Origin of the sequence: Geomicrobium sp. JCM 19039, from assembly GCF_000698145.1 — a bacterium.
GTDB lineage: Bacteria > Bacillota > Bacilli > Bacillales > Marinococcaceae > Geomicrobium_A.
Genome location: NZ_BAXB01000002.1, coordinates 329,503 through 352,908, shown reverse-complemented (window position 1 = coordinate 352,908; position 23,406 = coordinate 329,503). Strand labels below are relative to the sequence as shown.

23 protein-coding genes and 3 pseudogenes are annotated in these 23,406 nt (G+C 43.7%); 17 read left to right on the top strand and 9 right to left on the bottom strand.

Translation table 11 applies throughout. The features are described from left to right. Both JCM19039_RS03825 and recU read right to left on the bottom strand, forming a co-directional pair. On the bottom strand, positions 1–2,568 hold the full coding sequence (locus JCM19039_RS03825) for a transglycosylase domain-containing protein (RefSeq protein WP_042424002.1): 2,568 nt from the start codon (positions 2,566–2,568) through the stop codon (positions 1–3). Between the two features lie 53 nt (positions 2,569–2,621). After that, positions 2,622–3,206 (bottom strand): Holliday junction resolvase RecU, encoded by a 585-nt coding sequence (gene recU / locus JCM19039_RS03820; protein ID WP_373974933.1) that lies wholly within the window; start codon positions 3,204–3,206, stop codon positions 2,622–2,624. A 136-nt stretch (positions 3,207–3,342) separates the two neighbouring features. Between recU and JCM19039_RS03815 the strand changes: the two are divergent. The 4 genes and pseudogenes from JCM19039_RS03815 (at position 3,343) to JCM19039_RS03800 (ending at position 4,592) form a co-directional block, all read left to right on the top strand. Further along, positions 3,343–3,584, top strand: a pseudogene (locus JCM19039_RS03815) (DUF370 domain-containing protein). A gap of 122 nt (positions 3,585–3,706) precedes the next feature. Then, a complete protein-coding gene (locus tag JCM19039_RS03810) occupies positions 3,707–3,985 on the top strand; it encodes a MerR family transcriptional regulator (RefSeq protein ID WP_042423996.1) in 279 nt (92 codons plus the stop codon). Next, positions 3,960–4,208, top strand: a complete 249-nt coding sequence (locus tag JCM19039_RS03805; RefSeq protein WP_052398492.1) for a hypothetical protein — start codon at positions 3,960–3,962, stop codon at positions 4,206–4,208. The genes JCM19039_RS03810 and JCM19039_RS03805 overlap by 26 nt, the downstream gene beginning before the upstream one ends. A 15-nt stretch (positions 4,209–4,223) precedes the next feature. Beyond that, positions 4,224–4,592, top strand: a complete 369-nt coding sequence (locus JCM19039_RS03800; protein WP_042423993.1) for a DUF1798 family protein — start codon at positions 4,224–4,226, stop codon at positions 4,590–4,592. Between the two features lie 19 nt (positions 4,593–4,611). On the opposite strand, the gene JCM19039_RS03795 is transcribed toward JCM19039_RS03800, so the two are convergent. From JCM19039_RS03795 to JCM19039_RS03785, 3 genes are all read right to left on the bottom strand, one after another. Further along, entirely contained in the window at positions 4,612–6,282 is a 1,671-nt protein-coding gene (locus JCM19039_RS03795) for an AarF/ABC1/UbiB kinase family protein (RefSeq protein ID WP_042423990.1), read from the bottom strand. Positions 6,283–6,294: 12 nt separating this feature from the next. Beyond that, the gene (locus tag JCM19039_RS03790) at positions 6,295–6,621 is read right to left on the bottom strand and encodes a phasin family protein (RefSeq protein ID WP_042423987.1); all 327 of its coding nucleotides are present in this window, start codon (positions 6,619–6,621) and stop codon (positions 6,295–6,297) included. Between the two features lie 71 nt (positions 6,622–6,692). Next, positions 6,693–6,887 (bottom strand): hypothetical protein, encoded by a 195-nt coding sequence (locus JCM19039_RS03785; protein ID WP_042397725.1) that lies wholly within the window; start codon positions 6,885–6,887, stop codon positions 6,693–6,695. A 220-nt stretch (positions 6,888–7,107) separates the two neighbouring features. Between JCM19039_RS03785 and ilvA the strand changes: the two are divergent. The 11 genes and pseudogenes from ilvA (at position 7,108) to JCM19039_RS03740 (ending at position 13,440) form a co-directional block, all read left to right on the top strand. After that, positions 7,108–8,374, top strand: a pseudogene (gene ilvA, locus JCM19039_RS03780) (threonine ammonia-lyase IlvA). Beyond that, on the top strand, positions 8,371–8,502 hold the full coding sequence (locus JCM19039_RS25120) for a DUF3891 family protein (protein ID WP_238544913.1): 132 nt from the start codon (positions 8,371–8,373) through the stop codon (positions 8,500–8,502). Before ilvA ends, JCM19039_RS25120 begins: the two are co-directional and overlap by 4 nt. A 149-nt stretch (positions 8,503–8,651) precedes the next feature. Beyond that, the gene (locus JCM19039_RS03775) at positions 8,652–9,122 is read left to right on the top strand and encodes a DUF3891 family protein (protein WP_042423984.1); all 471 of its coding nucleotides are present in this window, start codon (positions 8,652–8,654) and stop codon (positions 9,120–9,122) included. Between the two features lie 131 nt (positions 9,123–9,253). After that, the gene (locus JCM19039_RS03770) at positions 9,254–9,631 is read left to right on the top strand and encodes a thioredoxin domain-containing protein (RefSeq protein ID WP_042423981.1); all 378 of its coding nucleotides are present in this window, start codon (positions 9,254–9,256) and stop codon (positions 9,629–9,631) included. Continuing rightward, the gene (locus JCM19039_RS27735) at positions 9,564–9,758 is read left to right on the top strand and encodes a redoxin domain-containing protein (protein ID WP_193744133.1); all 195 of its coding nucleotides are present in this window, start codon (positions 9,564–9,566) and stop codon (positions 9,756–9,758) included. Before JCM19039_RS03770 ends, JCM19039_RS27735 begins: the two co-directional genes overlap by 68 nt. Beyond that, positions 9,668–9,982: a hypothetical protein gene (locus JCM19039_RS03765; RefSeq protein ID WP_152550070.1), complete on the top strand. Its 315-nt coding sequence runs from the start codon at positions 9,668–9,670 to the stop codon at positions 9,980–9,982. Before JCM19039_RS27735 ends, JCM19039_RS03765 begins: the two co-directional genes overlap by 91 nt. 81 nt (positions 9,983–10,063) lie before the next feature. Further along, entirely contained in the window at positions 10,064–11,179 is a 1,116-nt protein-coding gene (locus tag JCM19039_RS03760; RefSeq protein WP_255343622.1) for a conserved virulence factor C family protein, read from the top strand. A 12-nt stretch (positions 11,180–11,191) separates the two neighbouring features. Then, positions 11,192–11,401, top strand: a complete 210-nt coding sequence (locus JCM19039_RS03755) for a hypothetical protein (protein WP_042423974.1) — start codon at positions 11,192–11,194, stop codon at positions 11,399–11,401. 173 nt (positions 11,402–11,574) lie between these two features. Then, a complete protein-coding gene (locus JCM19039_RS03750) occupies positions 11,575–11,898 on the top strand; it encodes a PH domain-containing protein (protein ID WP_307190152.1) in 324 nt (107 codons plus the stop codon). Then, positions 11,891–12,445 carry a PH domain-containing protein gene (locus JCM19039_RS03745; RefSeq protein ID WP_042423972.1) on the top strand — a complete coding sequence of 185 codons (555 nt, stop codon included), beginning with the start codon at positions 11,891–11,893 and terminating at the stop codon, positions 12,443–12,445. The genes JCM19039_RS03750 and JCM19039_RS03745 overlap by 8 nt, the downstream gene beginning before the upstream one ends. Further along, positions 12,427–13,440 carry a PH domain-containing protein gene (locus tag JCM19039_RS03740; protein WP_042423969.1) on the top strand — a complete coding sequence of 338 codons (1,014 nt, stop codon included), beginning with the start codon at positions 12,427–12,429 and terminating at the stop codon, positions 13,438–13,440. The genes JCM19039_RS03745 and JCM19039_RS03740 overlap by 19 nt, the downstream gene beginning before the upstream one ends. Before the next feature lie 15 nt (positions 13,441–13,455). Here JCM19039_RS03740 and JCM19039_RS21520 read toward each other — a convergent pair whose 3' ends face one another. Both JCM19039_RS21520 and JCM19039_RS03730 read right to left on the bottom strand, forming a co-directional pair. Continuing rightward, entirely contained in the window at positions 13,456–14,415 is a 960-nt protein-coding gene (locus tag JCM19039_RS21520; RefSeq protein ID WP_052398491.1) for a DUF2777 family protein, read from the bottom strand. 60 nt (positions 14,416–14,475) lie between these two features. Further along, positions 14,476–15,411: an MBL fold metallo-hydrolase gene (locus JCM19039_RS03730; RefSeq protein ID WP_052398490.1), complete on the bottom strand. Its 936-nt coding sequence runs from the start codon at positions 15,409–15,411 to the stop codon at positions 14,476–14,478. A 371-nt stretch (positions 15,412–15,782) separates the two neighbouring features. On the opposite strand from JCM19039_RS03730, the gene JCM19039_RS26300 reads away from it, so the two are divergent. After that, entirely contained in the window at positions 15,783–15,911 is a 129-nt protein-coding gene (locus JCM19039_RS26300; protein ID WP_255343619.1) for a hypothetical protein, read from the top strand. Between the two features lie 528 nt (positions 15,912–16,439). On the opposite strand, the gene JCM19039_RS03725 is transcribed toward JCM19039_RS26300, so the two are convergent. Together JCM19039_RS03725 and JCM19039_RS03720 are read right to left on the bottom strand one after the other, a co-directional pair. Then, a complete protein-coding gene (locus JCM19039_RS03725; RefSeq protein ID WP_152550069.1) occupies positions 16,440–17,354 on the bottom strand; it encodes a hypothetical protein in 915 nt (304 codons plus the stop codon). A gap of 45 nt (positions 17,355–17,399) precedes the next feature. After that, positions 17,400–18,491, bottom strand: a complete 1,092-nt coding sequence (locus JCM19039_RS03720; RefSeq protein WP_042423966.1) for a toxic anion resistance protein — start codon at positions 18,489–18,491, stop codon at positions 17,400–17,402. A gap of 336 nt (positions 18,492–18,827) precedes the next feature. On the opposite strand from JCM19039_RS03720, the pseudogene gltB reads away from it, so the two are divergent. Further along, positions 18,828–23,405, top strand: a pseudogene (gltB, locus tag JCM19039_RS03715) (glutamate synthase large subunit). The last annotated feature ends 1 nt before the right edge of the window (position 23,406 follow it).

Sequence of the window (23,406 nt, the reverse complement as noted above, 5' to 3'; positions counted from 1 at the left end):
TTATTCATCATTATCATCATCATCATCGTTTGTGGTTTCTGATTGGGTTTCTTCTTCTGGATCTTCGCCATCATCACTAGAGTCGTCTCCGTCTGAACCGCCTTCTCCTTCGCCGTTGTCACCTTCGTCTGTCGGTGGGGTAGGGGTCGGTTCATCGGATTCATCTGCGTCTTCAGGAGGGCTTTGATCTTCTTCAGGTGCTTCATCTTCTTCATTTTCTTCTTCGTCTTCTTCTGGTTCTTCTTCTTCAATTGCTTCTGCGATCTCTACGGACGTTTGCGCACTGTCAATCGGCTCTCCGTCACGAACGGCAACGACTTCAAAGTTATGAGTACTTTCTCTTTCTGGGTCAGTGAGCACAAATTGTCGGTCACTGCTCTCCTGTACGTCACTCATTCCTTGCCCGTTTACACCGTGGCGGACGATAAAGCTTACGCCGTCCATCGCTTCATCAGGGAAGTTCCAGCTTACGATAATTTGGTTATTGCCTTCATCAAACCCAGCTGTAAGATCAGATATTTCTTCACTCACTTCTGGTTCGTCAGGCATATCCGGTGTTCCACCACAAATATACAGTTCTCCACCTTGCTCGCAAACGGAATCAGGACGTTGGAAGTCCGATACGTCCATACCTGAATGAACTTCGGTCATAATCGTTCGGAAGATATTTCTTGCAAGCTGATGCTCTTCACCGAGCAAATACCCGGCACCACGATTTTCGTATCCCGTCCACACTGCTGCGGTGTACTCAGGGGTGTACCCTGCAAACCAAATGTCTGGCACGCCACCTGCGGGAACGTTGTCTCGTTCTCCATCACCAAAGTTCGATGTTCCTGTTTTACCAGCGAGTGGAAGACCTTCAATGTTCGCTGCGGTACCTGTTCCCCGTGGGTCCGTCACGACGTCTTTAAGCATATCGGTCACCATATAAGCAGTGTAATCATTCATCGCCCGAGTGGACTCAGGTGTTAAGTCCATTTCACGTTCGTCTGTAAAGACAATCTTGCGCACACTGTACGGATCGTTATACACACCGTCGTTTCCAAAAGCAGCGTATGCTCCAGCAATCGTTTCAGGTGACTCGTATTGTGAACCAAGGGCATTTCCTTCTTCAACGCTATCGAACTCCATGCCTAGACGGTTCGCAAACTCATGAGCCTCTTCCTTGCCTACTTCTTGATGGGCTTTTAGCGCTGGAATGTTTAATGATCGCACGAGTGCTTCACGCATCGTCACTTGCCCGCTGTAATTACCAGAAGCATTCCGAATTTCGGTGCCATCGGAATAGCTGTGCGGCTCATCTACAAGCGTTTGTCCGGTTCCCCAACCGAGATTGTCGATTGCTGGACCGAAATCAAGCATCGGTTTTACTGTCGAACCAGGTTGCCCGACGCGATTCATCGCATAGCTATCGCCACGGAGCACTTCCTCGCCGCCTCGGTCTCCGACAATGGCAGCAATTCCGCCAGTATTCGTATCAAGCATGGTGAACCCGACTTGGAAAGCAGGGTCATCTGGGAATCCACTTATATAATCGTTCGTTTGGATGACTTGTTCAGCATAACGCTGTGCTTCAACATCAATCGTTGTGTACACATCAAAGCCAGCAGCGTACAAGTCACCGATTTCTAATCCGTCGATTTGTTCAATCTCACGCATTACGTGGTTAATAAACGACGTATGCCCAATTGAATCATCAGCAGGAGTGTAGTCAAGCTGGTCTTCAATGTTCGTATTTCTCGCTTCTTCGGCTTCTTCATTAGTAATCAACTCTTGGTCTTCCATCATAGAAATGATCAAGTTTCGTCGATTTTCAGCGTTCTCTGGGTTCTCAATAGGGTTGTAATAAGACGGTCTTCTCGGGACGGCTGCAAGAACCGCTGCGTCAGCAATCGTTAATTCTTCTAAGCTCTCTTTGTCGAACCAACGAATCGAAGCCTCGCCTATTCCGTATGCTTCATGGCTGAAATAGATGATATTTAAGTACATTTCCATAATCTCATCTTTACTGAATTGACGCTCTAATTGCAGAGCCAGCCACTGTTCTTGTACCTTTCTTGACATTGATTTATCTGCGCTCAAAAACGCATTTCGAACAACTTGTTGCGTAATTGTACTCGCACCTTCTGAACCAAAACCACCGGTAATGTTGGCAATAACGGCACCACCAACGCGTCGAACATCGACACCCATATGGTCATAAAAACGCATATCCTCTACAGCGATAAAAGCATCTTGGACATGTTGTGGGGTCTCTTCGATTGTCCGATAGCTACGCGCTTCATTTCCGTGCAGCCGTCCAATTTCATTGTCATTCACATCGTACACCGTAGCTCCTTCAGCGAGCATCAACTCATCTGGGTCTAGTTCAGGTGCACCACTTATAATTGCAGCAGCCGTTGCAACACCCGCAAGCAAGCCAACGACAATGACAATTGCAAAACTAATGAATAACTTTTTAAATAGTGAGCGTTTTCCTTTTGATTTCTTTTTAGAAGGTTTTTGGTTTTTGTTAGAAGAAGTTTCGGCTGCTCGCCGTTTCTCCGTTCTTGATCTATATTCTGTCATAAATTCCCCTCATTTCTCATTACTTTAGACGTTACAACCTGTCACAGGTTACATTATTGAAATAATAAATCGACAGCAGGCAGAAAATCGACAGGTGGAAGCGTAGTATTTGCTAGTTTTACACCGTATGTTTCAATGTGAGTCTTCTGTACAGATTTTCGCTCGGTTGAAGCTTTCAAATGCAAGAAATCACTCGTTTTGATGACAAAGGTTTCTTGAGAGCGGGCAAATCGCAAGATGAGAAATCCAAAACCTCCGTGTGCATCAATCTCTTGCATATGTGTAATTTGATGCTCGTGTAAGTTTTTTAAAGGAAAAGATTGAACTTGATGGGTTTCTTTAGCTTCGAAATCGACGTATCGACCTTTATATACGCCGTTATAGTCCGTTGTAGATGCTTGCCGAAAATACGCTTCTGTAATTTTGGCTCGGCTTCTTTTCGGGTAATCGACGTTTACAATTTGTACAGGCGTTGGTTTTTTATGAATAATTGCTCGTTCAGTATTTCGATAGTGAATGATTGATTGGTTAATGTCTTCTTCTAAACTCATACCTCGGTTTGCTTTCCCCATTTTTTGTGGGATCGCTTGTTTCGTGTAGCGTTTTCCGTTCGGATAACGAAACGTCAATCGTCTCATCCTTTCCCGGAGGTCTCAATATGAATAATAACAACAGCTAATAATAGCATACGTTTTACGATTTTTGAAGAATTGTTTTCTATGAGACGGGCTCATGTTACACTTTTTAAAGTGCTATGAAAGAGGTGAACAAAACATGAACGATAAACCAACGAATATTGGTTTTGGCAATATTGTTCCCGGCGAGCGCATTATCTCCATTGTACATGCAGATTCTGCACCGACCAAGCGTATTGTGCAAGAGTCGAAAGAAAGAAAAATGTGCATTGATGCCACAAATGGACGTAAAACGAGAAGTATTATTCTTATGGATAGTAACCATGTCGTTTTGTCAGCGATCCACCTGAGACGATCGGCCATCGTCTTGGCGATGAATAAAGAGAACATTTGACGAATTAATACCAGTTTTGTCAGCCAGAAAGGAGATGGGACTTGTTTGCGTGAATCTTACCGTTAAGAAAGAAGGCAGTACGTTTTCTTAAACGGGGAGGGCGATTCGATTGACTTATGTAAAAACGCAAGCAGTGGCAGACATGCTCCAAGTGGCACCAAAGACGATTCAAAACTGGGTAAGAAAACACGGAGTTCAAGTGAACACCAATGATCGCGGCCATTATTTGTATGACGAACAGATGATTGAAATGCTAAAAGGCATAAAAGAGCGGCAAATGCCAGCGCAAGAAACGTTTATCATCAACCAAGAGGAGAAAGCACCAACACTCATGGCGTCAACGAGAGAAGCAGAGAAAGAAGATGGAAGACATCTTGTTTCGGCTTGAACATTTAGAAAGAATGATTGAGAGAAAAGCCGATGAAGTCGTTAGCTTTCAACTTCTTAAACATCGCCATGAGTTGGATGATGTTCAAAAATCGATGCTCTCTCTTGAAGATCAGCTCGCATCCTTTCAAAATGACGATCAGAGTAGTGAAACAAAAACGGATGAACAACCCGTACGTGAGAAAAGAAAACTCGGCAAAATGTTTTCTTTCTCCGGATCATAAAGTGAGGGACTAACCATGGTACAGCAACTTCGTGAACGGTCACTACAACTGCTCAGTGACGTTGAGCGAGCGAAGCAATATCATCGACAAAAGCAAGAAGGACAATCGTTTTCATTTGAAGAAACGATTCTTCCATTCGTGAATGAAGTGCAAGAGCGTGTTGAAGTGTGGCGGGGAGAAGCGTTAGCGTTCGCCGAAGAAAATGCAATGAATACGCTAAATGCGGTGCAAATTGAACATACATACGAAAATATGTATGTAATTCCAACAGAATCGTTTCAAGCACACGTTCGCGAAAAACGATATGAAGAACGGATACAAGCAATTTACTATGTCATGGAATTGCTATTCGATGAGATGAACGAAAAGAGCAACGCCGACTAGGGCGTTGCTCTTTTCAATGTTAGAACCTTCCCGACTTTAGAATCGAGAAGAGGATGAGAACAAACATGAGGAACGAAACGATAAAGCTAATTTGAATGACAGGTAATTGCACGAGTATGGATCCTTGTTCACCAAACGTAGAACCAATGATTAGACCAACCATGATGATGCTAAACGCGAGTAACGTCAGGCTAAAAGAGATGCGGTTGGAAATGCGGTCCAGTTTGCGAAAGAACAGATTCAACTTTGGCAATCGTAATTGAACCGATAGTTCGTCATTTCCGACACGATCAATCGCTCGTTTCAGTGAAGTAGGAAGAGCAAAAAGCGTTTTTGACTGCGATTTTGCTTGTCGATAGATATCCTTTGACCAGTTCTTTGGATTCAATCGTTCGCGGGCCAAGTCGCGTCCATACGGTTCGGCAATTTCAACGATACTTAAATTCGGATCAAGGCGGGAAAGGATGCTTTCCACTGTAATGAATGCTTTTGCAAGCAACGTATATTCCTTGTAAATTCGAATATTATACCGGTGGGATGCAGAAAAGATGTCATTAATCGCTTCGCCTATTTTTACTTCTTCAAATGGTTGCTCGTAATATTTATCCAGTAAGTATTCGACTTCTTCACTAAACTCTTCAGGGTCGACCGTATCTGGGACATCCGCCATCGTATACACAGACCGAGCGACATCGTCGGGGTCGCCTCTCGTCAAAGAGATCACATAGTCAACGAATTGATTTCGCATTGATTTATTCAAACGACCAATCTGACCGTAGTCAAGCATGCAAATCTTCTCATCACGGGTGACAATGAAGTTACCGGGGTGGGGGTCGCTGTGAAAGAAGCCATCGATCAATACTTGTTGTAAAAAGGCATCAGCAAGTTCGCGAGCGAACTGCTGGCGTATGTCTTCATTCGGAGGTTCCCAATCATGTAAGCTGTCCCCATCTATAAAGCTCATCGTAATCATCTTCCGGGTACAAAGCGGCTCATAGATTTCTGGAACTTGAATGAGCGAAAATTTCTTCATATTCATCCGCATTTTTTCTGTGTTGCGGATCTCAAGTGTATAGTCCACTTCATTACGGATGGCTTCTGCAAATTCATCTGCAATTTCTTCTAACCGGTAATATTCCGCCCAACGAAATCGTTGTGTAAATAGGCGAGCGATGTCATGAAGAATGTCCAAGTCTTTTTCTATAGTTTCTTTAATATTCGGTCGAGCCACTTTGACGGCAACGATCGTACCGTCATCCAGCTCTGCTTTATGAACTTGCCCGATTGAAGCTGCAGCAATAGGCAACTCATCGAAGCTTTTGTATGCTTTTTCAATCGGCATGTTCAACTCTTCTTCAACAATGGCCTTCACTTCGCTATATTTAAACGCCGTCACATTATCTTGAAGTTCAACAAGTTCATCAACGATATGCTTCGGGAAAAGATCTTGGCGAGTACTGACCATTTGACCTAATTTAATGAAGGTCGGCCCGAGTTCTTCCAATGCATTACGAAGGCGCTCGCCAATCAATCGATAGTTCGGGTCATTCCGATTCGTAGCCATACGCTTTGGAAGGGACAACACATGAAAAAGACCAACTTCTTTGAGTACGTATCCAAACCCATGGCGAGCGAGGATGGTGACAATTTTTCGGTAACGATTGGCATGTTTTAACCCATTAGAGAGCAATAGTCATCTTCCTTACGACTCTTTAGAGTCAGTTGAATCATTTTGGTTGTTCACGAGTGTTTCCAGACGAGCGATTTGTTCTTCAAGGCGACTTAAATCTTCCGTTGTAACTAGACCCATATCTTTAAACATCTTTTTCATACGCGCTTTGGAGGCATCTGACCATTCTTGTTCCTTTGATTCACCTTTAGAGATCAGTTCCTCTGCAAATTGCTCAGCTTCCTTTGGCGTAATTCTTCCTCGGGTAACAAGGTCGTCTAAATAACTTTGCACTTTCTCTGTTCCAGCAGCGGCAGCACCAAGTCCTAAGAAAAATCCATTCTTTAACCAATCATTCATCGTTAACAGCCTCCCTAATACAATCGTTATAGCTATCTAGTTTCCCGAAAAACCAAGATTTTAACCATTTGTTAGCTGTTGTTGTCTTTAAATGCTGAAACGACTAAGTAGACGAGTGTAACGATTGAAAAAGCACTAAGTGAAAATACAAGAAATGTGCTCGCGTCACTACCAGCCTCTTCCCCATATGCTGCGAGTGTTTGCGTAGTTGGGGCTAAAAATGCTAAGAAAACAATCATGCTCATCATTGCGGTTTTAAATTTCATTTTTCTCTTCCTCCTTCATAAACGCCATTCTTCATTAATTATAGAAGGATTGGGCTTGATTTTCAACGAAATGTATTACGGTTTCTCGTTTTGTACGCTTTTGTCGTTAAACTCATCACATCGTTAAAGAAATAGAAGAAATCTTCAAACAAGCGTGTTATAATTCACGTTATATATGTTACGGTTAGCGTTAGAATTGTATACAAAGGCGGCGTAAAAGATGGCACAAAAAAGTGAAACAATCGAAGAAGTCCAACTAGAAGATATCATTATTGCATACCAAACGTTAAAAGATGTCGTAACGCACACCCCTCTTCAAAGAGATGAGGTTTTATCAGAGCGCTACGATGCCAATATATATTTAAAAAGAGAAGACATGCAGGTCGTTCGCTCATTTAAGATTAGAGGCGCTTATTACTTAATGAAAAGCCTTCCTGAAGAAGACCTCCAAAACGTGTCGTATGCGCAAGTGCCGGCAACCATGCTCAAGGAGTGGCCTATTCCTGCAGGCAGTTAAAAGTAAAAGGGAAAATTTTCATGCCGACAACGACACCGAGGCAAAAACAAGACCAAGTGAAACAATTTGGGAAAGAATTTGTTGACGTTATCATCACTGGAGATACATTTGATGATGCATTTAAAGAGGCGAAACGTTATGAAGAAGAACATGGCATGATTTTTGTTCACCCTTTTGATCACGAAAAAATCATTGCTGGTCAAGGAACGGTTGGAATGGAAATTCTTAATGATATCGGAGAGAACATTGACTATGTATTTGCCTCAATTGGAGGCGGTGGCCTCATTTCGGGTGTCGGCACGTATTTAAAGTCGATTGACCCTCGCATCAACATCATTGGTGTGGAACCTAAAGGGCCCCATCAATGCGAGACTCCCTCGCTAAAAGTGAGGTTGTTGAGCTTGGTGAGATTGACAAGTTTGTTGACGGCGCTGCGGTAAAGCGTGTCGGCAACAAAACATTTAGAATGTGTGAAAAACTGTTAGATGATGTCGTATTAGTGCCTGAAGGTAAGATTTGTTCGACAATTTTGGAGTTGTATAATCAGCAAGCCATTGTCGCAGAACCTGCTGGAGCCATGTCCATTTCTGCTCTAGACTTTTATCAGGATCAGATTAAAGGTAAAACGGTCGTTTGCGTCGTATCAGGTGGAAACAATGACATCGGTAGAATGGCAGAAATGAGAGAACGATCGCTCGTTTATGAAGGGTTACAGCACTACTTTATCGTGAATTTCCCACAAAGAGCTGGAGCTTTAAGAGAATTCTTAAATGATGTACTCGGTCCAAATGATGACATTACGAGGTTTGATTATGTGAAAAAGAATAACCGTTCAGTTGCGCCCGCACTTGTGGGCATTGAACTGAAACATGCCGGTGACTATCCGGTTCTTATGGCTCGGATGCGATCTGAAGGGTTTGATGTTGATGAAATTTCTACGTCAGACAAATTGTTCAATTTCGTCTTATGATCATTCGAGAGGAATCTGAGTTTTGGGTCGTTACGACGCAACATGAGCACGGGGGACTAAGCGGTCACTTGCCAGTCGTTGGGGCGATACAAATCGAAGGAAACAAAGCGAGTGGCAATCGGTTGTAATCGCCGCGCGGGAACATGATCGCGGGTGGAAAGAAGCCGACCACCTTCCGAAATGGAACGCCATTCATGAGCAACCGCATGACTTTAATTCTTATCCAGAAGAGGATAAGGTTGCACTTTATACACGCGGGATCGAAGAAGTGCAGTTGATGGATGAGCGAGCAGCATATTTGGTGAGTCGCCATTTGTTGGCATTCTTTAAGCATATTGACACGCCTCGTGCAGCTGCATTTATAAAGGGTGAGCAGCTGCGGCAATCGAACATGGGAATAAACACAGATACGACGATCGACCAACAAATACTCACAATGTGCGACGAGCTTTCGCTATATGCATGTTTGAACCGACCGGGGGTACAAAAGAAAGATGAGTTTCCTTGGTTTAAGAATGGTTTCTCTTCTCGATTTTCTTTTTTAGATGATCAAATTGTGCAAGCACATTGGCACGACGAGCGGCGGATTGTTTTGGATCCGTTTCCGCTTTTGGAGACGACCCGTTACCCATTGCACAGTTTTCACTTGCAAAAGGAGATCGTGTTTACAGATGGCTTGAAAGCAGCGTGGAATCATGCCAAAATGGAAAAGAATATCGTGACGTTCATGAAAGCAAGCGAAGCATAAATAACGGTTTTTGAAGAAGCGCTCGGGTGTAGATTTTCACCTGTTGGCAGTAGTGAACTTGACTGCCTGTAGCGCTTTTTTGTTTGTGCATCATCGTGTATTTACTCCGTAAACAAAAAAGGGGGATGAGCGTGCTAGAAGAAATTACCGAAGCCGAGTGGCGAAAGCGAAACATCCGATACACATTGATCGTTTCACCGTTTTGTTTAAGTTGTCAAGTGGCAGAAACGATGGTTGAAGAAGCGTTTCGGTACGTAGCTCCAGAAGATACAATGTATAAATTAAATCTACAACTCACGAAGACATTTGCTTATGATTACAACATTGAAACCGTCCCGACGTTGTTATGCAAACAACCTGAGGGGTATACTCAGCTCACACAAATTCGTTCCACCGCTAACGTGATCCAATGGTTGTCGAAACGACTAAAGGAGAATCGAAGTGAAAGCACCAGCATTTTCATTATTAAATCCGGTATCAAACGAACGGGTATCTTTGGAAGATTATAAAGGCAAACCATTACTTCTGACGTTTTGGGCATCTTGGTGCCTGATTCGCAAGTCGACCTCGACAAAAAAGCGAAAATCCAACAGTCGTTGGAAGAAGCGGGTTTACATTTGTTGTTTATTAACGTAGAAGGCCGAGAGAGAAACCGTGGCGATGGCAAACAATTTATGGACAACGCCCCGTACACCGTTTTGTATGTTATCGATGACGGAATGACTACGTACGAAGCGTATCGCGCCATCGGTGTACCAACGACAATCCTCATTAATGAACGAGGTGAGGTATCACAGCGTTTTGGTGACAAAACGCCTTTTACGGAAATTGTGCAACATTTGTCCCCGTGGATTCGTTAAATAGCCATCTCATACGCAATTTGTTATGATAGAAGCCGAGAACGCTGTTTTTGAGGAGGAACAAACGATGAAGATAATTCTATTGAACCGACACCAAGTCCGAATACGATGAAGCTAACGCTAGATGAATCTCTTTCCAGTGGGAAGAGCAATAATTATACAAAAACGGACTATGCGGGTGCACCCGAAGAAATCAAAGAGCTTTTTCAAATCGAAGGAATTAAAGGGGTTTATCACGTCGCAGATTTCATCGCATTAGAACGTGAACCAAAAGCGAAATGGGAAGCTGTCCTCCAAGAGGCAAGAAAAGTCTTTGGCGAGCAAACGGAGAGCACGAGCACGGGTGAACACGTGATAGATGAACATTACGGAGAAGTCACCGTTCAACTGCAAGTGTATAAAAACATTCCAATGCAAATTAAGCTCGTCGCAGGTGATGAGGAGAAGCGCGTCGCTTTACCTGAACGCTTTATGGAAGCGGCGTTTACTGCGGCTGGAGACTCGGAAAACATTGTGACAGAACGTAAATGGGAAGAGCGTAGTGTTCGCTACGGAAGCGATTTGGATAAGATCGGTGAAGAGGTAGCAGAGGAAATTGGAGCGGCTTACACGAAGGAGCGTTTAAATAAACTGATTGAATGGAGCGAAGTGTCTGGATCAAACAGCCGACCAGAACCTTATGCTGTTACGCTGGAGATGCTTGATAACCCAGATTGGAAAGCACGCTTTGCCGCCTTAGATCAGATGGACCCGGCTGAGGAGGACCTCGAAGTACTGCAAAAGGCGATGAAAGACCAGAAGTTATCAGTTCGGCGTCTTGCGGTTACACTAATCGGCATGATCGAAACGCCAGCCATTCTTCCTTATCTGTACGAAGCGATGAACGATAAATCGGCAACGGTAAGGCGGACAGCCGCAGATGCGTTTTCTGATCTAGGCGATGCGAGTGCGATGGACGTTGTCATTGAAAGCTTAACAGACAAAAGCAAACTCGTTCGTTGGAGAGCGGCAATGTTCTTATATGAGCTTGGAGACGAGCGGGCGATTGAACCGTTAAAAGCAGCCATTGGTGACTCAGAATTTGAAGTTGACATGCAGATGCAGCTCGCCCTTGAAAGAATTGCTGGTGGTGAAGAAGCGAAAGGGTCAGTATGGAAACAAATGACTGATTCAGTAAGAGCGAGCAGGGAATCTTGAGAGGTGGAAGAGATGACGAACGAACAATTAATTCAACAACTTGAAGAAAAGAAAATGACCGACGTGCTTGAGCTCATAGAAGAAGCGAAAGCCGGTGAGTTTGATGAGCTCGAGCTCGTTGAATCTCTTGGATTGTTGCGTGATGAAGACTTGAACCGACAAGTGATTGCGTTACTTGAAGAGATCGGTGTCGAGATCGTTTACGTAACCGACGAGGATTAATCAAGGAAGGAGCACCGCTTATGCGAGAAGTACCGGCGAAGCGCCTATCTAAAAGGCGCTTCCTGTATGGCGTATTACAGGACTTTTAGAAAGCTTATTTTACTTATTATTACCACTTGCATATGCAGGGTTGTCGTTTTTCTTTGATTGGCCGTTTTGGATTTTATACAGTGATGCTGCTATGGATCTTGATCGCAATATTAAAAAGTCTTGTCATTCCAGCAGTCAGGTGGCGCCGATGGCGCTATGAAGTTCACGACGAGGAAATTGACTTTCAGTACGGTGTATTTATTATACGTAGAACACTCGTTCCAATGAATCGTGTGCAGCATGTAGATACAGAACAAGGGCCGATCTATAGGCACTATAAGCTATCGGCCGTTTCCATATCAACGGCTGCGACCATTCATCAAATTCCTGCATTAACAGAAGAAGTGGCCTCGGATCTTCGGGATCAAATTGCCGTTTTGGCCCAAACGGCTGATGAAGATGACTGACGGCAAAAGAATGCACTGGGCAGCTGTCGTAATCATGGTGTTATCGGGGTTGAAAAGTTTTATTATCCCGATCATCATTGCCTTTTTTATCGGAGGTACAGGATTTCCAGGTTTATTCGCACTCATCATCATACCTGCAATCTTGCTCATTTCCGGGGGGTATAGCTTTTTGTATTGGTTCATGTACCGATACCGTGTGGAAGATCGAGAACTTCATATTCGCCAAGGCGTCCTCATAAAAAAACAGCGCTATATTCAAAGAAGTCGTGTCCAAAGTTTTGACATGTCGGCGGGTCTTTTACAACGACCTTTTGGGTTAGTGAAAGTGAAAATTGAGACTGCAGGTGGAGGTAGTGAGCCTGATGTAGAGTTAATTGCACTCGACCGAAGTGAAGCGAATCGCCTAAAGAAAAAACTTCTCAAAAAACCTCAAGAAGAGACGGTTGATGAAGAGATTCAAACAGATGATGAGGCATTTCATGAAGAGCCCATACAGATGAATACCTTGCCGATCAGGAACTTGATGAGGTGGAGGAAGATTGGGTAGAAGAAGAGCCCGAAGAGAAGTGGGTACTCGGTACGAAGCGACTTATCGTAGCTGGTATGACATCTGGCGGTGTCGGACTTGTGTTATCAGCAGTAGTGGCACTCGTGTCCCAAATCGACTTCCTTTTGCCTGAACAATTTTACGAGTCAACGATTGGCATTGCTCTTTCGTTAACGATGACGCTAATTACTGTGATTGTCGTTTCCATTGCCATTATTGCTTGGGTTATTTCAATAGGTATTACGATCATCAAGTACGGGCAATTTCAAGTGGAGAAGCGCGGGACTGATATTATTGTTTCCCGAGGATTGTTGGAAAGAAAACAACTCACACTAAAAGAGCACCGGATTACCGCTGTCCGCATGGTTTCGAGTATTCTTAGACAGCCGTTTGGCTATACAACCTTATATGTTGAATCAAAAGGTGGCGGCAGTGCAGAGGAACAGCAGTCAACGATGCTCATTCCGCTTATCAAACGTTCCGAAGTGGAGGACGTGCTCGCTCAGTTTCTACCAGAATTCTCTCTTGAAGAAGAATATACGTTGTCACGTTTGCCGAAGAGGGCGAAGTTCCGCTACATGATTCGCTCCGTCTTCCCGCTTTTATTCGTGATTGTCCCTATCGTCTATTTCTTCCAACCGGTAGGGTGGTACAGTTTATTGTTAATTATCCCTGGTATGCTCGTCGGGCATTGGCGACATAAGCACGGTGGCTTTTATCATGACGATCACTTTGTTATTATGCAATGGCGATTGTTCAACCTGAACCGAGTTCTCATTCCTAAGCGAAGAATTCAAGCTGCTGACGTCGTGCAATCTCCAATTCAAAGATGGAGAACGTTATCGACATTTTCAGTATCCATTCTTTCAAGTTTATCGGGGAAAAGTTTTGAAGTATATGATTTAGGCGAAGAAGACGGACAGACGTTACTCGCCTGGTTTTCAAAACATCATACACACCTGGGTCCAAACGAAAAAGAAGATGAACCGCTTTAAAGGGGTTCATCTTCTTTATTTTAGTGTCTGCATATTCGTATACGTAAGCACTTGCCGTTCGTTTTGGTCAGACGTGCATTCAAACCGGTCATACACGTAATCTTCACCGATATGGTGCAAAATGCGTTCGTAACGATGTTGAATAATGATGGAGGACGCTTCTTTTTCAAAGATCAAGAAGTTCACTCCGGTAAACTTTTGCTCCTCTTGTGCGTGCAGCAATTGGCGAAGTAACGTATTGTGACATTTCACAAGATGTTTACGTTTATATCCGAAATCTCTAAGAATACTCGCTAGAGATTCTTTCGCTGGCGTTTCAAGTTCGTTGAGCAGAATTTGGAAAGGTTCAAACTGTTCCTTGTGAATACGAACGGCAGCACCTTGTTCGAGACGTACTTTCTTGCCGTTTTTTAATTTGAATTTCCATTCGCGCTCATGAAGAACCATCAACCACTCGTCATGTTTTGCATAGTACCATTCTAAATCAAAAGGGCAACCGTCCAGCATCATGCGCTCTTTTTGCGAGTTTTCGATGAGTACAATTTCTTCTTCTTCATACCCTAATGTAAAATATAAATAAGGATCTTCCGATTGACGATGGCCATTTTTAAAGCGCAAGCGAGAATCTTGAAGGTGTTTCTTCTGTTCTTTTAAATGTTGGATGTTTGCACTTGTTACGTTTTCTAGATTTGTGAGCGCTCTGAGCACAGATCCTCGAAATGAACGAGAGGTTTTTCCGTCAAAAGGATGGATGTTGTTTCCAGAGATCGTAAACCGTTCACCACCACGGTCTTTTAGCGAAAAGATCGCATCCACATCAAAGATTTCGTGTACTCCTTGAACGAGAATGGTTCCAGTCCATATCTTGTTCTGGGGTGTATGAATTTCTTCTAGTACTCCGTAATAACTGCACGTCGAATCATTTTGAAAAATAACCGTTTTTCCTTGCCATTGCAATGCTTCTTTACGATTCATACTTATCCTCTCTTTTCAACACAGTTCACCTACTCATTATAAAGGGCTTTCAACCGTTGTTCAACCATCTAGCTCGATTCTCCCTTTTTCATAAGCGTGGAGGAGACCGAGTGCTGAAACTTGGCAATCGACGTTTAACATATTGGATTCATCACCTGTAAGGTGTTCGAGCCGATAATGATCTTGAACGGTTTGTTGAAGGATGCGCGCTAACCGCTTTGCATCTTGTGATTCTGTTCTTAACGCATCGATAAATTTCTCGAGCAGTTGTTCGCTGTTTAGAAACAGTTGATCGGTTTGCCGTGGGGCGCCAAAATGGCCTAAATACAAAACATCCGGAGATAACCGACGAATCTTTTCCCACGAATTTGCCATCATTGCTGGGTCGAATTGGGAAGGGGATGTACTCGGCACGCTTACACATTGATCGTAACGCTCGCTCAAACTTTTATAATAGACCGCAACCGTATCCCCAGTAAAGATCCCATTCGTTTGGCTGTCTAGAATGGAGATATGATGCATTGCATGGCCAGGAGTATGGAAAAATGTGAGCGTTCGGTTGTTGCCAAGATGGAGCTGTGCTCCATCTTCTTGACTAACGACCATCCGTTTTGGAACGGGGAGAACAGGTGCAAACGTAAGGTCAAACGCATCCCCATACACAACACGAGCTCCTTCGATCAATTTCGTCGGATCGATGAGGTGTTTGTAGCCACTTGGGTGAACGTGGACGCGAGCATTGGTGGCGTGTTGAACGAGCTGCCCGGCGCCACCTGCATGATCTAAATGAATGTGGGTTAAGATAATGTTAGAAATATCAGTCATTTCATAACCGAGCTGTTTGAGTCCAAGGCGAATCGGCTCAAATGATTGACTCGGTCCTGTTTCAATAATGGTTAGTTGCTCATTGTCCAACACATAAATTCCGGTACGTTCTTCCATGCCAAGGTCGAGTCCGTCAATGAGATACGTGTGATCAAATAGTTTCTGCATCATCGATTCCTTTCCAATGTGAGTTGATTATAACGGCAAGTGACTTGTGCTCATTATTTTAACGTAAAATCACACTTTGCATAAATGATATCTTAACAATTTTACGATTTATAAAAATTCACTTCCTTGTCTTCTATATATCGTATCATGGATAAGACATTGTGAATGGATGCAAGTTGAACTTTATGAATTCTTGATTTGCGATGTTGTTTGTTGCTTTCCAATACATGTGGATGCTTGTAGTTCAGGCTGTATTTAACCGTTTGTACTGGAAAGAAAAGTCCAATAGCGCAAATTAGGAAAAGCTTAGATTCACTCTATATAAATCGTTCCGGTTACTATCTATATAAGTAGAACGAAAGAAATTCACTGAGATGGATGACCGAGATGGGTCATTGCGGGTAAGTGCTTGCATATTGTCTGTTGAAATTCATCTCGTTGCCGATCGTTGTTCGTCACTGCAAGGGTTGCGGGCAACACGAAAAACGTCTGCCGAAGGGTAAAAAGTCGTGACCGAGGCTCAGCACCTGGCACAAGCATGTGATGGCCGATCACGTATGTGACAATCCAGCCTCAAACCGGGCACTTTCGGCACGCAACTGTCACAAATCGCACGATTTGTGACAGTTGACACCGTTTATGTGCGCATTCACGTTTTAAATCATGATTTTCTTTCTCAATTGTCACATTAATAAATATATGGGGCATTTGGACTTCTTTCCACACACCGTAGCCAGGAGGCAGCACCGTTATTTCACCACCGATGTCACCCTTGTAGCCTGGACTGAAACGCAGACACAGCGAGAATGGGCGAGGGGACGATGCCTTATCGTATCGGCATCAGCTACAGTGAAAACAAGCACGAACTTGGTCATTCATGAAAGTGTAAGGCTTATTGAATGTTACAATACGAGCCTTCCATAGGCTTCTAATCCACTTCTTCTTACATGCTCACGCTGCTTTCACAAATAAAACACCCCAAATTCGTTTATGGTCCGAACTTGGGGTTAAATTCAGCCGCTGAACCTTGTTTAGCGGTCTTTTTTTTCGTTATAGCGACGTTCGTTTAATCGAATGAGGTAATCAAATCGCTCTGATTTCATATCGTCTTCGTTATCATGCAATCGACTTACTGTTATTTCCATTTGTGTTAGAGTTTCGTACACCTTTTCCATTTGCTCGGACTGCTCTTCCTCATCCAATTGCTGATAGGCTTCTAATAGGTTTGGAATGTCTTGTTGGAGCATGCGTTTTACTTGATACCGATCTTCAACCGATAAGTGCCTGAGCTGTTCTTTGAGTGGATACAACAGTTCAAGGAGCTGGCGCAGTCGGTTCTTTAAAGGCGCAGGCAACTCGTGTTCGAGCATCGATACATAGTTTAGAGAACCTGCATATTGATCTCGCTCTGATTTCGCTTCTTTAGAGATCGTTTCTTCGTGATCAGGTTGGTCTTGCATTTGAATGAGAGAAGTAGGGGCATGTCCATCTAATGCTCCGTCAATGTGTTGCAATTTTTGAATCATGCCGTGAAAATATGGTGATTTAACGACACTCCTCACATGCGATTTCCCATTCTTCATATAATAGACAAACCCATCTTTAATCATTTTTTGTTGGGCTTTTGAATGTTCACTTCTTACGTAATGCAACACAAAGCGTTTTTTTATGGCAGAAGGAGATTGATGGGTATCAAACGTGAGTAACTTCAAATGTTTTTGACTTACTTTCAGCCTCATCTTAAAGGTGCGACCATTTTTTCTATACACTTGTGAGCCTCGTGGCGGTCCGTGTTTTAATATATGGGAAATGACTTTGTCTAAAACCGCTTCACTTTCTTTGATGAGTGAAAGGCCGTTTGGGTCAGAAAATATATGATCGTCAACGGTGCGCATCCGCTCCGGAATAAAACGCTCCCTCCATGAGGAGGTTAGCCAATCTTTCACAAACATCATCACCTTCATCGTAAAGTAGTGGTCAATGACTCGGTGCTATGAACGCTCGGTTCGCTCAGGCAGACGAGCTTGAACATTTTTGTTCAAGTCATCAAGTTCGGCGATGAACGCTTTACCGGATTGCACGATTCGTTCATTGGATTGTTCGGTTAATTCAATCGCAGATTGCACATCTTCATAAGCTTTACGGAAAGATTCAATGGCAACCGCAGGTTCTTCCAATGTTTTTAACGTTTCTTCCGTATTCGTACGCAACGTTTTGGCATTACTTAAAATCATATCTTCGGTTGCTTGGTTCACGCTTTGTACAGCGTCAATGACCTTCTTCTGGTTACCGAGGGCCAGCTGGATGCTTGCCGTGACCGTAATGACGTTCTTCGTCATCGTAATCGCATTAAAAATCGCTTCTTCAAGCTTCTCATTGTTTTCTTTTATTAAGTCAACTGAAGCGAGTGACTGCTGTAATACCATGACCGCTTGTGTCATGTTTTTGATCCGTGTAATCACTTTTTGCTGGCCCTTTTGCAACTCCACTGGGTTGTCTCGCCATTTCTCGGCAGTCATTTCACTTTCAAGCATCGTGTTTAACTGTTTACCCGTTTCAATTTGCTTTTCCAAATTGGTGATCCGGGAAGTCGCGGTCTCCCGAAGTTGCTCTAACATCAAGTTGTCTTCTTGCAATTTGTCTTTCCCTTTTAACAACGCTTCAATGATGTTCTCTACTTGTTCTTCAACCGTTTTATATTTCTGTGCATATTGATCAATTGGATTTTTGCGGGTAAGCTTGTTCCACGCTTTTTGCAATGCATTTTGGTTAAGGTGTTCAGGCTCTAGCGTCGACACTTGCTGACGAAGTTCAAAGAGTTGTTCAGGCAACTCACTGTTTTTATTGGAGAGCATGTCTTGCACCGGTCGCTTTAATGATTCAAGAGAGTCTCCAGCAAGTTTTTGCTCATCTTCTCCTAACAAACCTAACTGTTGGATTAGTTCAGCTGTATTGCTACTTTCTTTAAATTTGTTCATGTATTGTTCTGCGTTTTTCTCAGCCTCTTGTTTCTCAGGTTCTTTAAGGTCAGTTTCAAAATTCGTTTCGTCAACTTCTGGGGCATGTGTATTTTCTTCTTGCATGGATAGACCACCTTTCTGTCAGTAAAAATCAGCCGAGCAATTCTTTGTTCATTATATCATTTTCACAACAATCATGTCTTGATTCATTTACGTTTGTAAACAGATAAAGGTTTCGTATGTATTATTTCTATTAAAGAAAAGTACAATTACGGATTAATATATAGAAAACAGGCAGAAAAATGATTGTTAGATTTTTTCCCGAAGCAACTATACATTAAGCGCTTACATGCTGAAGCGACGGGCAGTTCCAATTTGCCGAAGGTTCAGATAAGTGGTAAGATCATTTTTACTAGTTTACTGAGACAACTTCAAGTTGGATGAAAGAGGTGGAATGAATTGACTCACAAATATCAAGGGGACCAAGGATTGTACCGGTCTGAATTTGAGCATGACAACTGCGGAATTGGGTTTTTAGCAAATCTTAAAGGAACACCATCATATACGATCGTGCGAAGCGCACTTGATCTTTTGAGCAATCTTGAACATCGAGGTGGGCAAGGAGCGGAGAAGAACTCTGGTGACGGGGCAGGAATTTTGTTGCAAATCCCTCATCCGTTCTTTGTAGAAGCTGCAAAGGAAAACGACTTTTCATTACCAAACGCTGGGGAATATGGCGTTGGGATGTTGTTCTTGCCTACCGATGAAGGCAGAAGAAGGGCTGTCCTCGACCTACTTGAATCGATTGCAAAAGAGGAGCAAGCAAGTGTCATCGGTATTCGCGATGTTCCTGTGAATGAACAAGGGTTAGGTAAGACTGCACTCGCAGCAAAACCTTATATTCAACAAGTTTTTATTACATCTTCAGGTTTGTCTTCAGACGTTTTAGAGAGAAAATTATATGTTGTTCGAAAGCGTATTGAACGAGAAGTTAAAGCCCTTTTAAAAGAGGGTGATTCTTTTTATTTTGCCAGTCTTTCAACAAGAACGATTGTCTATAAAGGCATGCTTACGACGGATCAACTCGGTACGTTTTATACCGATCTGAAGAAGAAATTATTCAAAAGTACGATCGCTCTCGTGCATTCTCGATTTAGTACGAATACATTTCCGAGTTGGGAGCGAGCACATCCAAACCGGTATCTTATGCATAACGGGGAAATCAATACGATTAAAGGGAATGTCAACTGGATGCGAGCGCGAGAAGCGGTGTTCGAATCCGACTATTTCCAAAGCGATCTTGAAAAAGTGCGACCTGTCGTTGATGAAAATGGTAGTGACTCCTCGATGTTCGATAATGCTTTTGAATTTTTAACATTGTCTGGAAGAACACTTGCCCACTCAGCAATGCTTATGATTCCAGAGCCATGGCAAAATGCTGAGAACATGGCTAAAGATAAGCGTGCATTTTACCAATATCATTCTACGCTAATGGAACCGTGGGACGGACCGACAGCCATTGTGTTTACGGATGGAAATCGTGTAGGCGCTTGTCTTGACCGAAATGGTCTTCGTCCATCCCGCTACATCGTGACAGAAGATGACATCGTCGTCATGTCTTCTGAAGTGGGTGTACTCCCCGCAGCACCAGAGAAAGTTGTTGAGAAGAAAAGGTTAAAACCGGGGCAGATGCTCATCGTCGACCCGAGCGAAGGGCGCATTATTCCAGATGAAGATGTAAAACAAGAGATTATTTCTAAGCACCCGTATGAAGAATGGGTTTCACAGGAACTAAAGACGCTAGATGATATCCGTGAAAGCTCAGATGCATTTAAAGAGTATGACGAAAAGCAAGTGCTCCTAAATCAACTCGTACACGGGTATACGTTTGAGCAAATTCATAAACAGATCAAGCCGCTCGTTACAGATGGGGCAGACCCGGTAGTCAATGGGGTATGACAATCCGCTAGCTGTGTTGTCGGAGAAACCTCAACTGTTGTACAACTACTTTAAGCAACAATTTGCACAAGTAACGAATCCGCCGATCGACGTGATTCGAGAAGAAGTCGTGACTGCGGTAGGCACGACAATCGGGAAAGAGGGCAACCTTCTTCACCCAACGGCGAAGAGTGCCCGCCATATTTACTTAGAAACACCACTCTAACGAATGAAGAGCTAGCCAAGCTTGCCGCTTGTGACGAGCAAGGCTTACAAGCAGAAGTGCTGTCTGCAACGTTTGAGCCGAGTGGATCGTCTTCAAATATTGAAAAGGCACTTGAAGACATACACAAACGCGCAGATCGAGCAATTGAAGACGGAAAGACACTCATTGTGTTAACGGATCGTGACTCAGATGAATCCAACGTGCCTCTGCCAATGCTTTTGGCTGTCTCGAGCTTGCATCATCATCTCATCCGACAAGGAACAAGAACAAAAGTGAGCTTAATTGTAGAAACCGGTGAAGCGAGTGAAGTTCATCATTTCGCTGTTCTCCTCGGTTACGGGGCTGAAGCGATCAATCCGTATCTTGTGTTTGATTCTCTTGAAGGTCTTGCTAGAGATGAAGAGCTCGAGGGCGTCAATTACGTCGATGCAGTAAAAGCCTACATTCAAGCAGCGACAAAAGGGATGATGAAAGTCCTTTCAAAGATGGGCATTTCCACGATACAAAGCTACCGTGGTGCGCAAATCTTTGAAGCGGTTGGACTTCATGAAGATGTAATCAATCATCACTTTACGTGGACGCCAACAAGAATTGGTGGAATTGATCTTGAGACGATTGCGAATGAAGCGATCCAACGTCATCGAAAAGCCTATCGTCTTTTTGAAAGTGAACAACTTTCTTTACCAGACGGTGACGACCATCAGTGGAGAAGAAATGGGGAAGAGCATCAATTTAACCCCCACACGATTCATATGCTCCAACAAGCTTGTCGATCAAACGATCAGGAATTGTTTAAAGCCTATAGTCGTTCCATTAACGAGCAAGAAGAGAAGCAAACAACACTTCGAGGTCTGCTCGCGTTTAAGAAAGACCGTCCATCTGTACAATTGCATGAAGTTGAACCGGTTGAAGAGATTTTCAAACGCTTCAAAACGGGTGCAATGAGCTTTGGTTCCATATCGAAAGAGGCGCATGAATCTTTAGCCATTGCGATGAACCGGATTGGTGGTCGATCGAATACAGGAGAAGGTGGGGAGGACCCAGAACGCTTTACTCCTGATGAAAATGGTGATTTAAGACGTAGTGCGATTAAACAAGTGGCATCCGGCCGCTTTGGCGTAACGAGTCATTATTTAGTGAATGCCGATGAAATTCAAATCAAAATTGCGCAAGGCGCAAAGCCAGGTGAAGGTGGACAATTGCCAGGAAACAAAGTGTACCCTTGGGTCGCTCAAGTGCGCGGAACGACTGCAGGCGTTGGTCTGATCTCGCCGCCGCCACACCACGATATTTATTCGATTGAAGATTTGGCGCAGCTCATTCATGATCTGAAACATGCAAACCCTGCCGCGCGGATTAGTGTGAAGCTTGTATCGGGTACAGGTGTCGGTACGATCGCCGCCGGTGTCGCAAAAGGTCGTGCGGATGGAATTGTCATTAGTGGCTATGATGGGGGTACAGGTGCAGCTGCACGTACATCGATTAAGCATACAGGACTTCCATGGGAGATTGGTTTGGCTGATGCTCATCAAACACTTGTGCTAAATGGTCTCCGGGAACGTGTGAGGTTAGAGACAGACGGCAAGATGATGACAGGCAATGATATTATTACAGCAACGCTGCTTGGTGCTGAAGAATATGCATTTTCCACAGCTCCGCTTGTCGTTTTAGGGTGTGTGATGATGCGCGTCTGTCACATCGATACGTGTCCAGTCGGTATTGCGACCCAAAATCCGGAATTACGCAAGCGCTTTGCTGGAAATCCAGATCATGTCGTGAACTTCATGACATTTGTTGCTGAAGAAATGCGGGAAATCATGGCAGAACTTGGGTTTACAAAGCTTGATGATATGATCGGTCGTTCTGACTTGTTAGAACAACGTACAGACATCACGAATGAAAAAGCAAAACAGGTGGACCTTGCTTCATTGCTTTATCGACCTGAGACAGAAAATCAGCAAAAACATATCGGGCATCTTGAACAAACACATCTTGTGAATGAATCACTCGATGTAACGATGTTGATGGAAAGTTGTGAAGAAGCAATTGAATACGGAACGAAAGTCGAGCAAAGCTATCCAATTTGGAGTATAAATCGTGCGGTCGGTACGGTAATTGGAAGCATGATCTCTAAACGTTACGGCATGGATGGACTGCCGGAAGATACGTTGGACTTAACGTTTTCTGGTTCCGCAGGCCAAAGCTTTGGGGCATTTATCCCGAAAGGCATGACGCTTCGCCTTATTGGTGACAGCAATGACTATATCGGAAAGGGTTTGTCAGGGGGAAAGATTTATGTTCACCCTCATGAATCGGCACCACTCAAGCCTGAGGAAAACATTATCGTTGGAAACACCGCGCTATACGGTGCAACAAATGGCGAAGCGTACATTTCAGGCATCGCTGGCGAACGTTTTTGCGTGAGAAATAGTGGCGCTCGTGTTGTTGTCGAAGGTGTAGGAGACCACGCGTTAGAATATATGACTGGCGGGACGGTTGTCGTTCTTGGAGAAACAGGGAAGAACTTTGCTGCAGGAATGTCAGGGGGGACGGCTTTTGTATACAACCCTGAACGGTCATTTGAAAGACATTGCAATCGTGCACTCGTTGAATTAGATGAAGTGAAAGATGAAGATGTGACGGAGTTAAAAGAACTGATTGAAAAGCACGCTTTGGTTACTGGCAGTCCGATAGGCGAGCGGTTGCTTCGTGATTGGGAGCGGACAGTGACGAACTTCGTAAAGGTGATCCCTACAGATTATCGCAATATGTTAAAAGCGATTGAAACATCGATTAAAGAAGGCATTTCAGAAGAAGAAGCCGTCATGGCAGCATTTGATCAAAGTCAGCAAAAGAAAGCGGCGGTTAAGTAGT

Excerpts from the sequence above, each read along its gene's own strand:
- JCM19039_RS03825 (WP_042424002.1), bottom strand. The coding sequence starts at position 2,568 with ATGACAGAATATAGATCAAGAACGGAGAAACGGCGAGCAGCCGAAACT.
- recU (WP_373974933.1), bottom strand. The coding sequence starts at position 3,206 with ATGAGACGATTGACGTTTCGTTATCCGAACGGAAAACGCTACACGAAA.
- JCM19039_RS03805 (WP_052398492.1), top strand. The coding sequence starts at position 3,960 with ATGGAAGACATCTTGTTTCGGCTTGAACATTTAGAAAGAATGATTGAG.
- JCM19039_RS03800 (WP_042423993.1), top strand. The coding sequence starts at position 4,224 with ATGGTACAGCAACTTCGTGAACGGTCACTACAACTGCTCAGTGACGTT.
- JCM19039_RS03790 (WP_042423987.1), bottom strand. The coding sequence starts at position 6,621 with ATGAATGATTGGTTAAAGAATGGATTTTTCTTAGGACTTGGTGCTGCC.
- JCM19039_RS03785 (WP_042397725.1), bottom strand. The coding sequence starts at position 6,887 with ATGAAATTTAAAACCGCAATGATGAGCATGATTGTTTTCTTAGCATTT.
- JCM19039_RS25120 (WP_238544913.1), top strand. The coding sequence starts at position 8,371 with ATGATCATTCGAGAGGAATCTGAGTTTTGGGTCGTTACGACGCAACAT.
- JCM19039_RS03775 (WP_042423984.1), top strand. The coding sequence starts at position 8,652 with ATGGATGAGCGAGCAGCATATTTGGTGAGTCGCCATTTGTTGGCATTC.
- JCM19039_RS03755 (WP_042423974.1), top strand. The coding sequence starts at position 11,192 with ATGACGAACGAACAATTAATTCAACAACTTGAAGAAAAGAAAATGACC.
- JCM19039_RS03750 (WP_307190152.1), top strand. The coding sequence starts at position 11,575 with ATGCTGCTATGGATCTTGATCGCAATATTAAAAAGTCTTGTCATTCCA.
- JCM19039_RS03745 (WP_042423972.1), top strand. The coding sequence starts at position 11,891 with ATGACTGACGGCAAAAGAATGCACTGGGCAGCTGTCGTAATCATGGTG.
- JCM19039_RS21520 (WP_052398491.1), bottom strand. The coding sequence starts at position 14,415 with ATGAATCGTAAAGAAGCATTGCAATGGCAAGGAAAAACGGTTATTTTT.
- JCM19039_RS03730 (WP_052398490.1), bottom strand. The coding sequence starts at position 15,411 with ATGATGCAGAAACTATTTGATCACACGTATCTCATTGACGGACTCGAC.
- JCM19039_RS26300 (WP_255343619.1), top strand. The coding sequence starts at position 15,783 with ATGGATGACCGAGATGGGTCATTGCGGGTAAGTGCTTGCATATTGTCT.
- JCM19039_RS03720 (WP_042423966.1), bottom strand. The coding sequence starts at position 18,491 with ATGCAAGAAGAAAATACACATGCCCCAGAAGTTGACGAAACGAATTTT.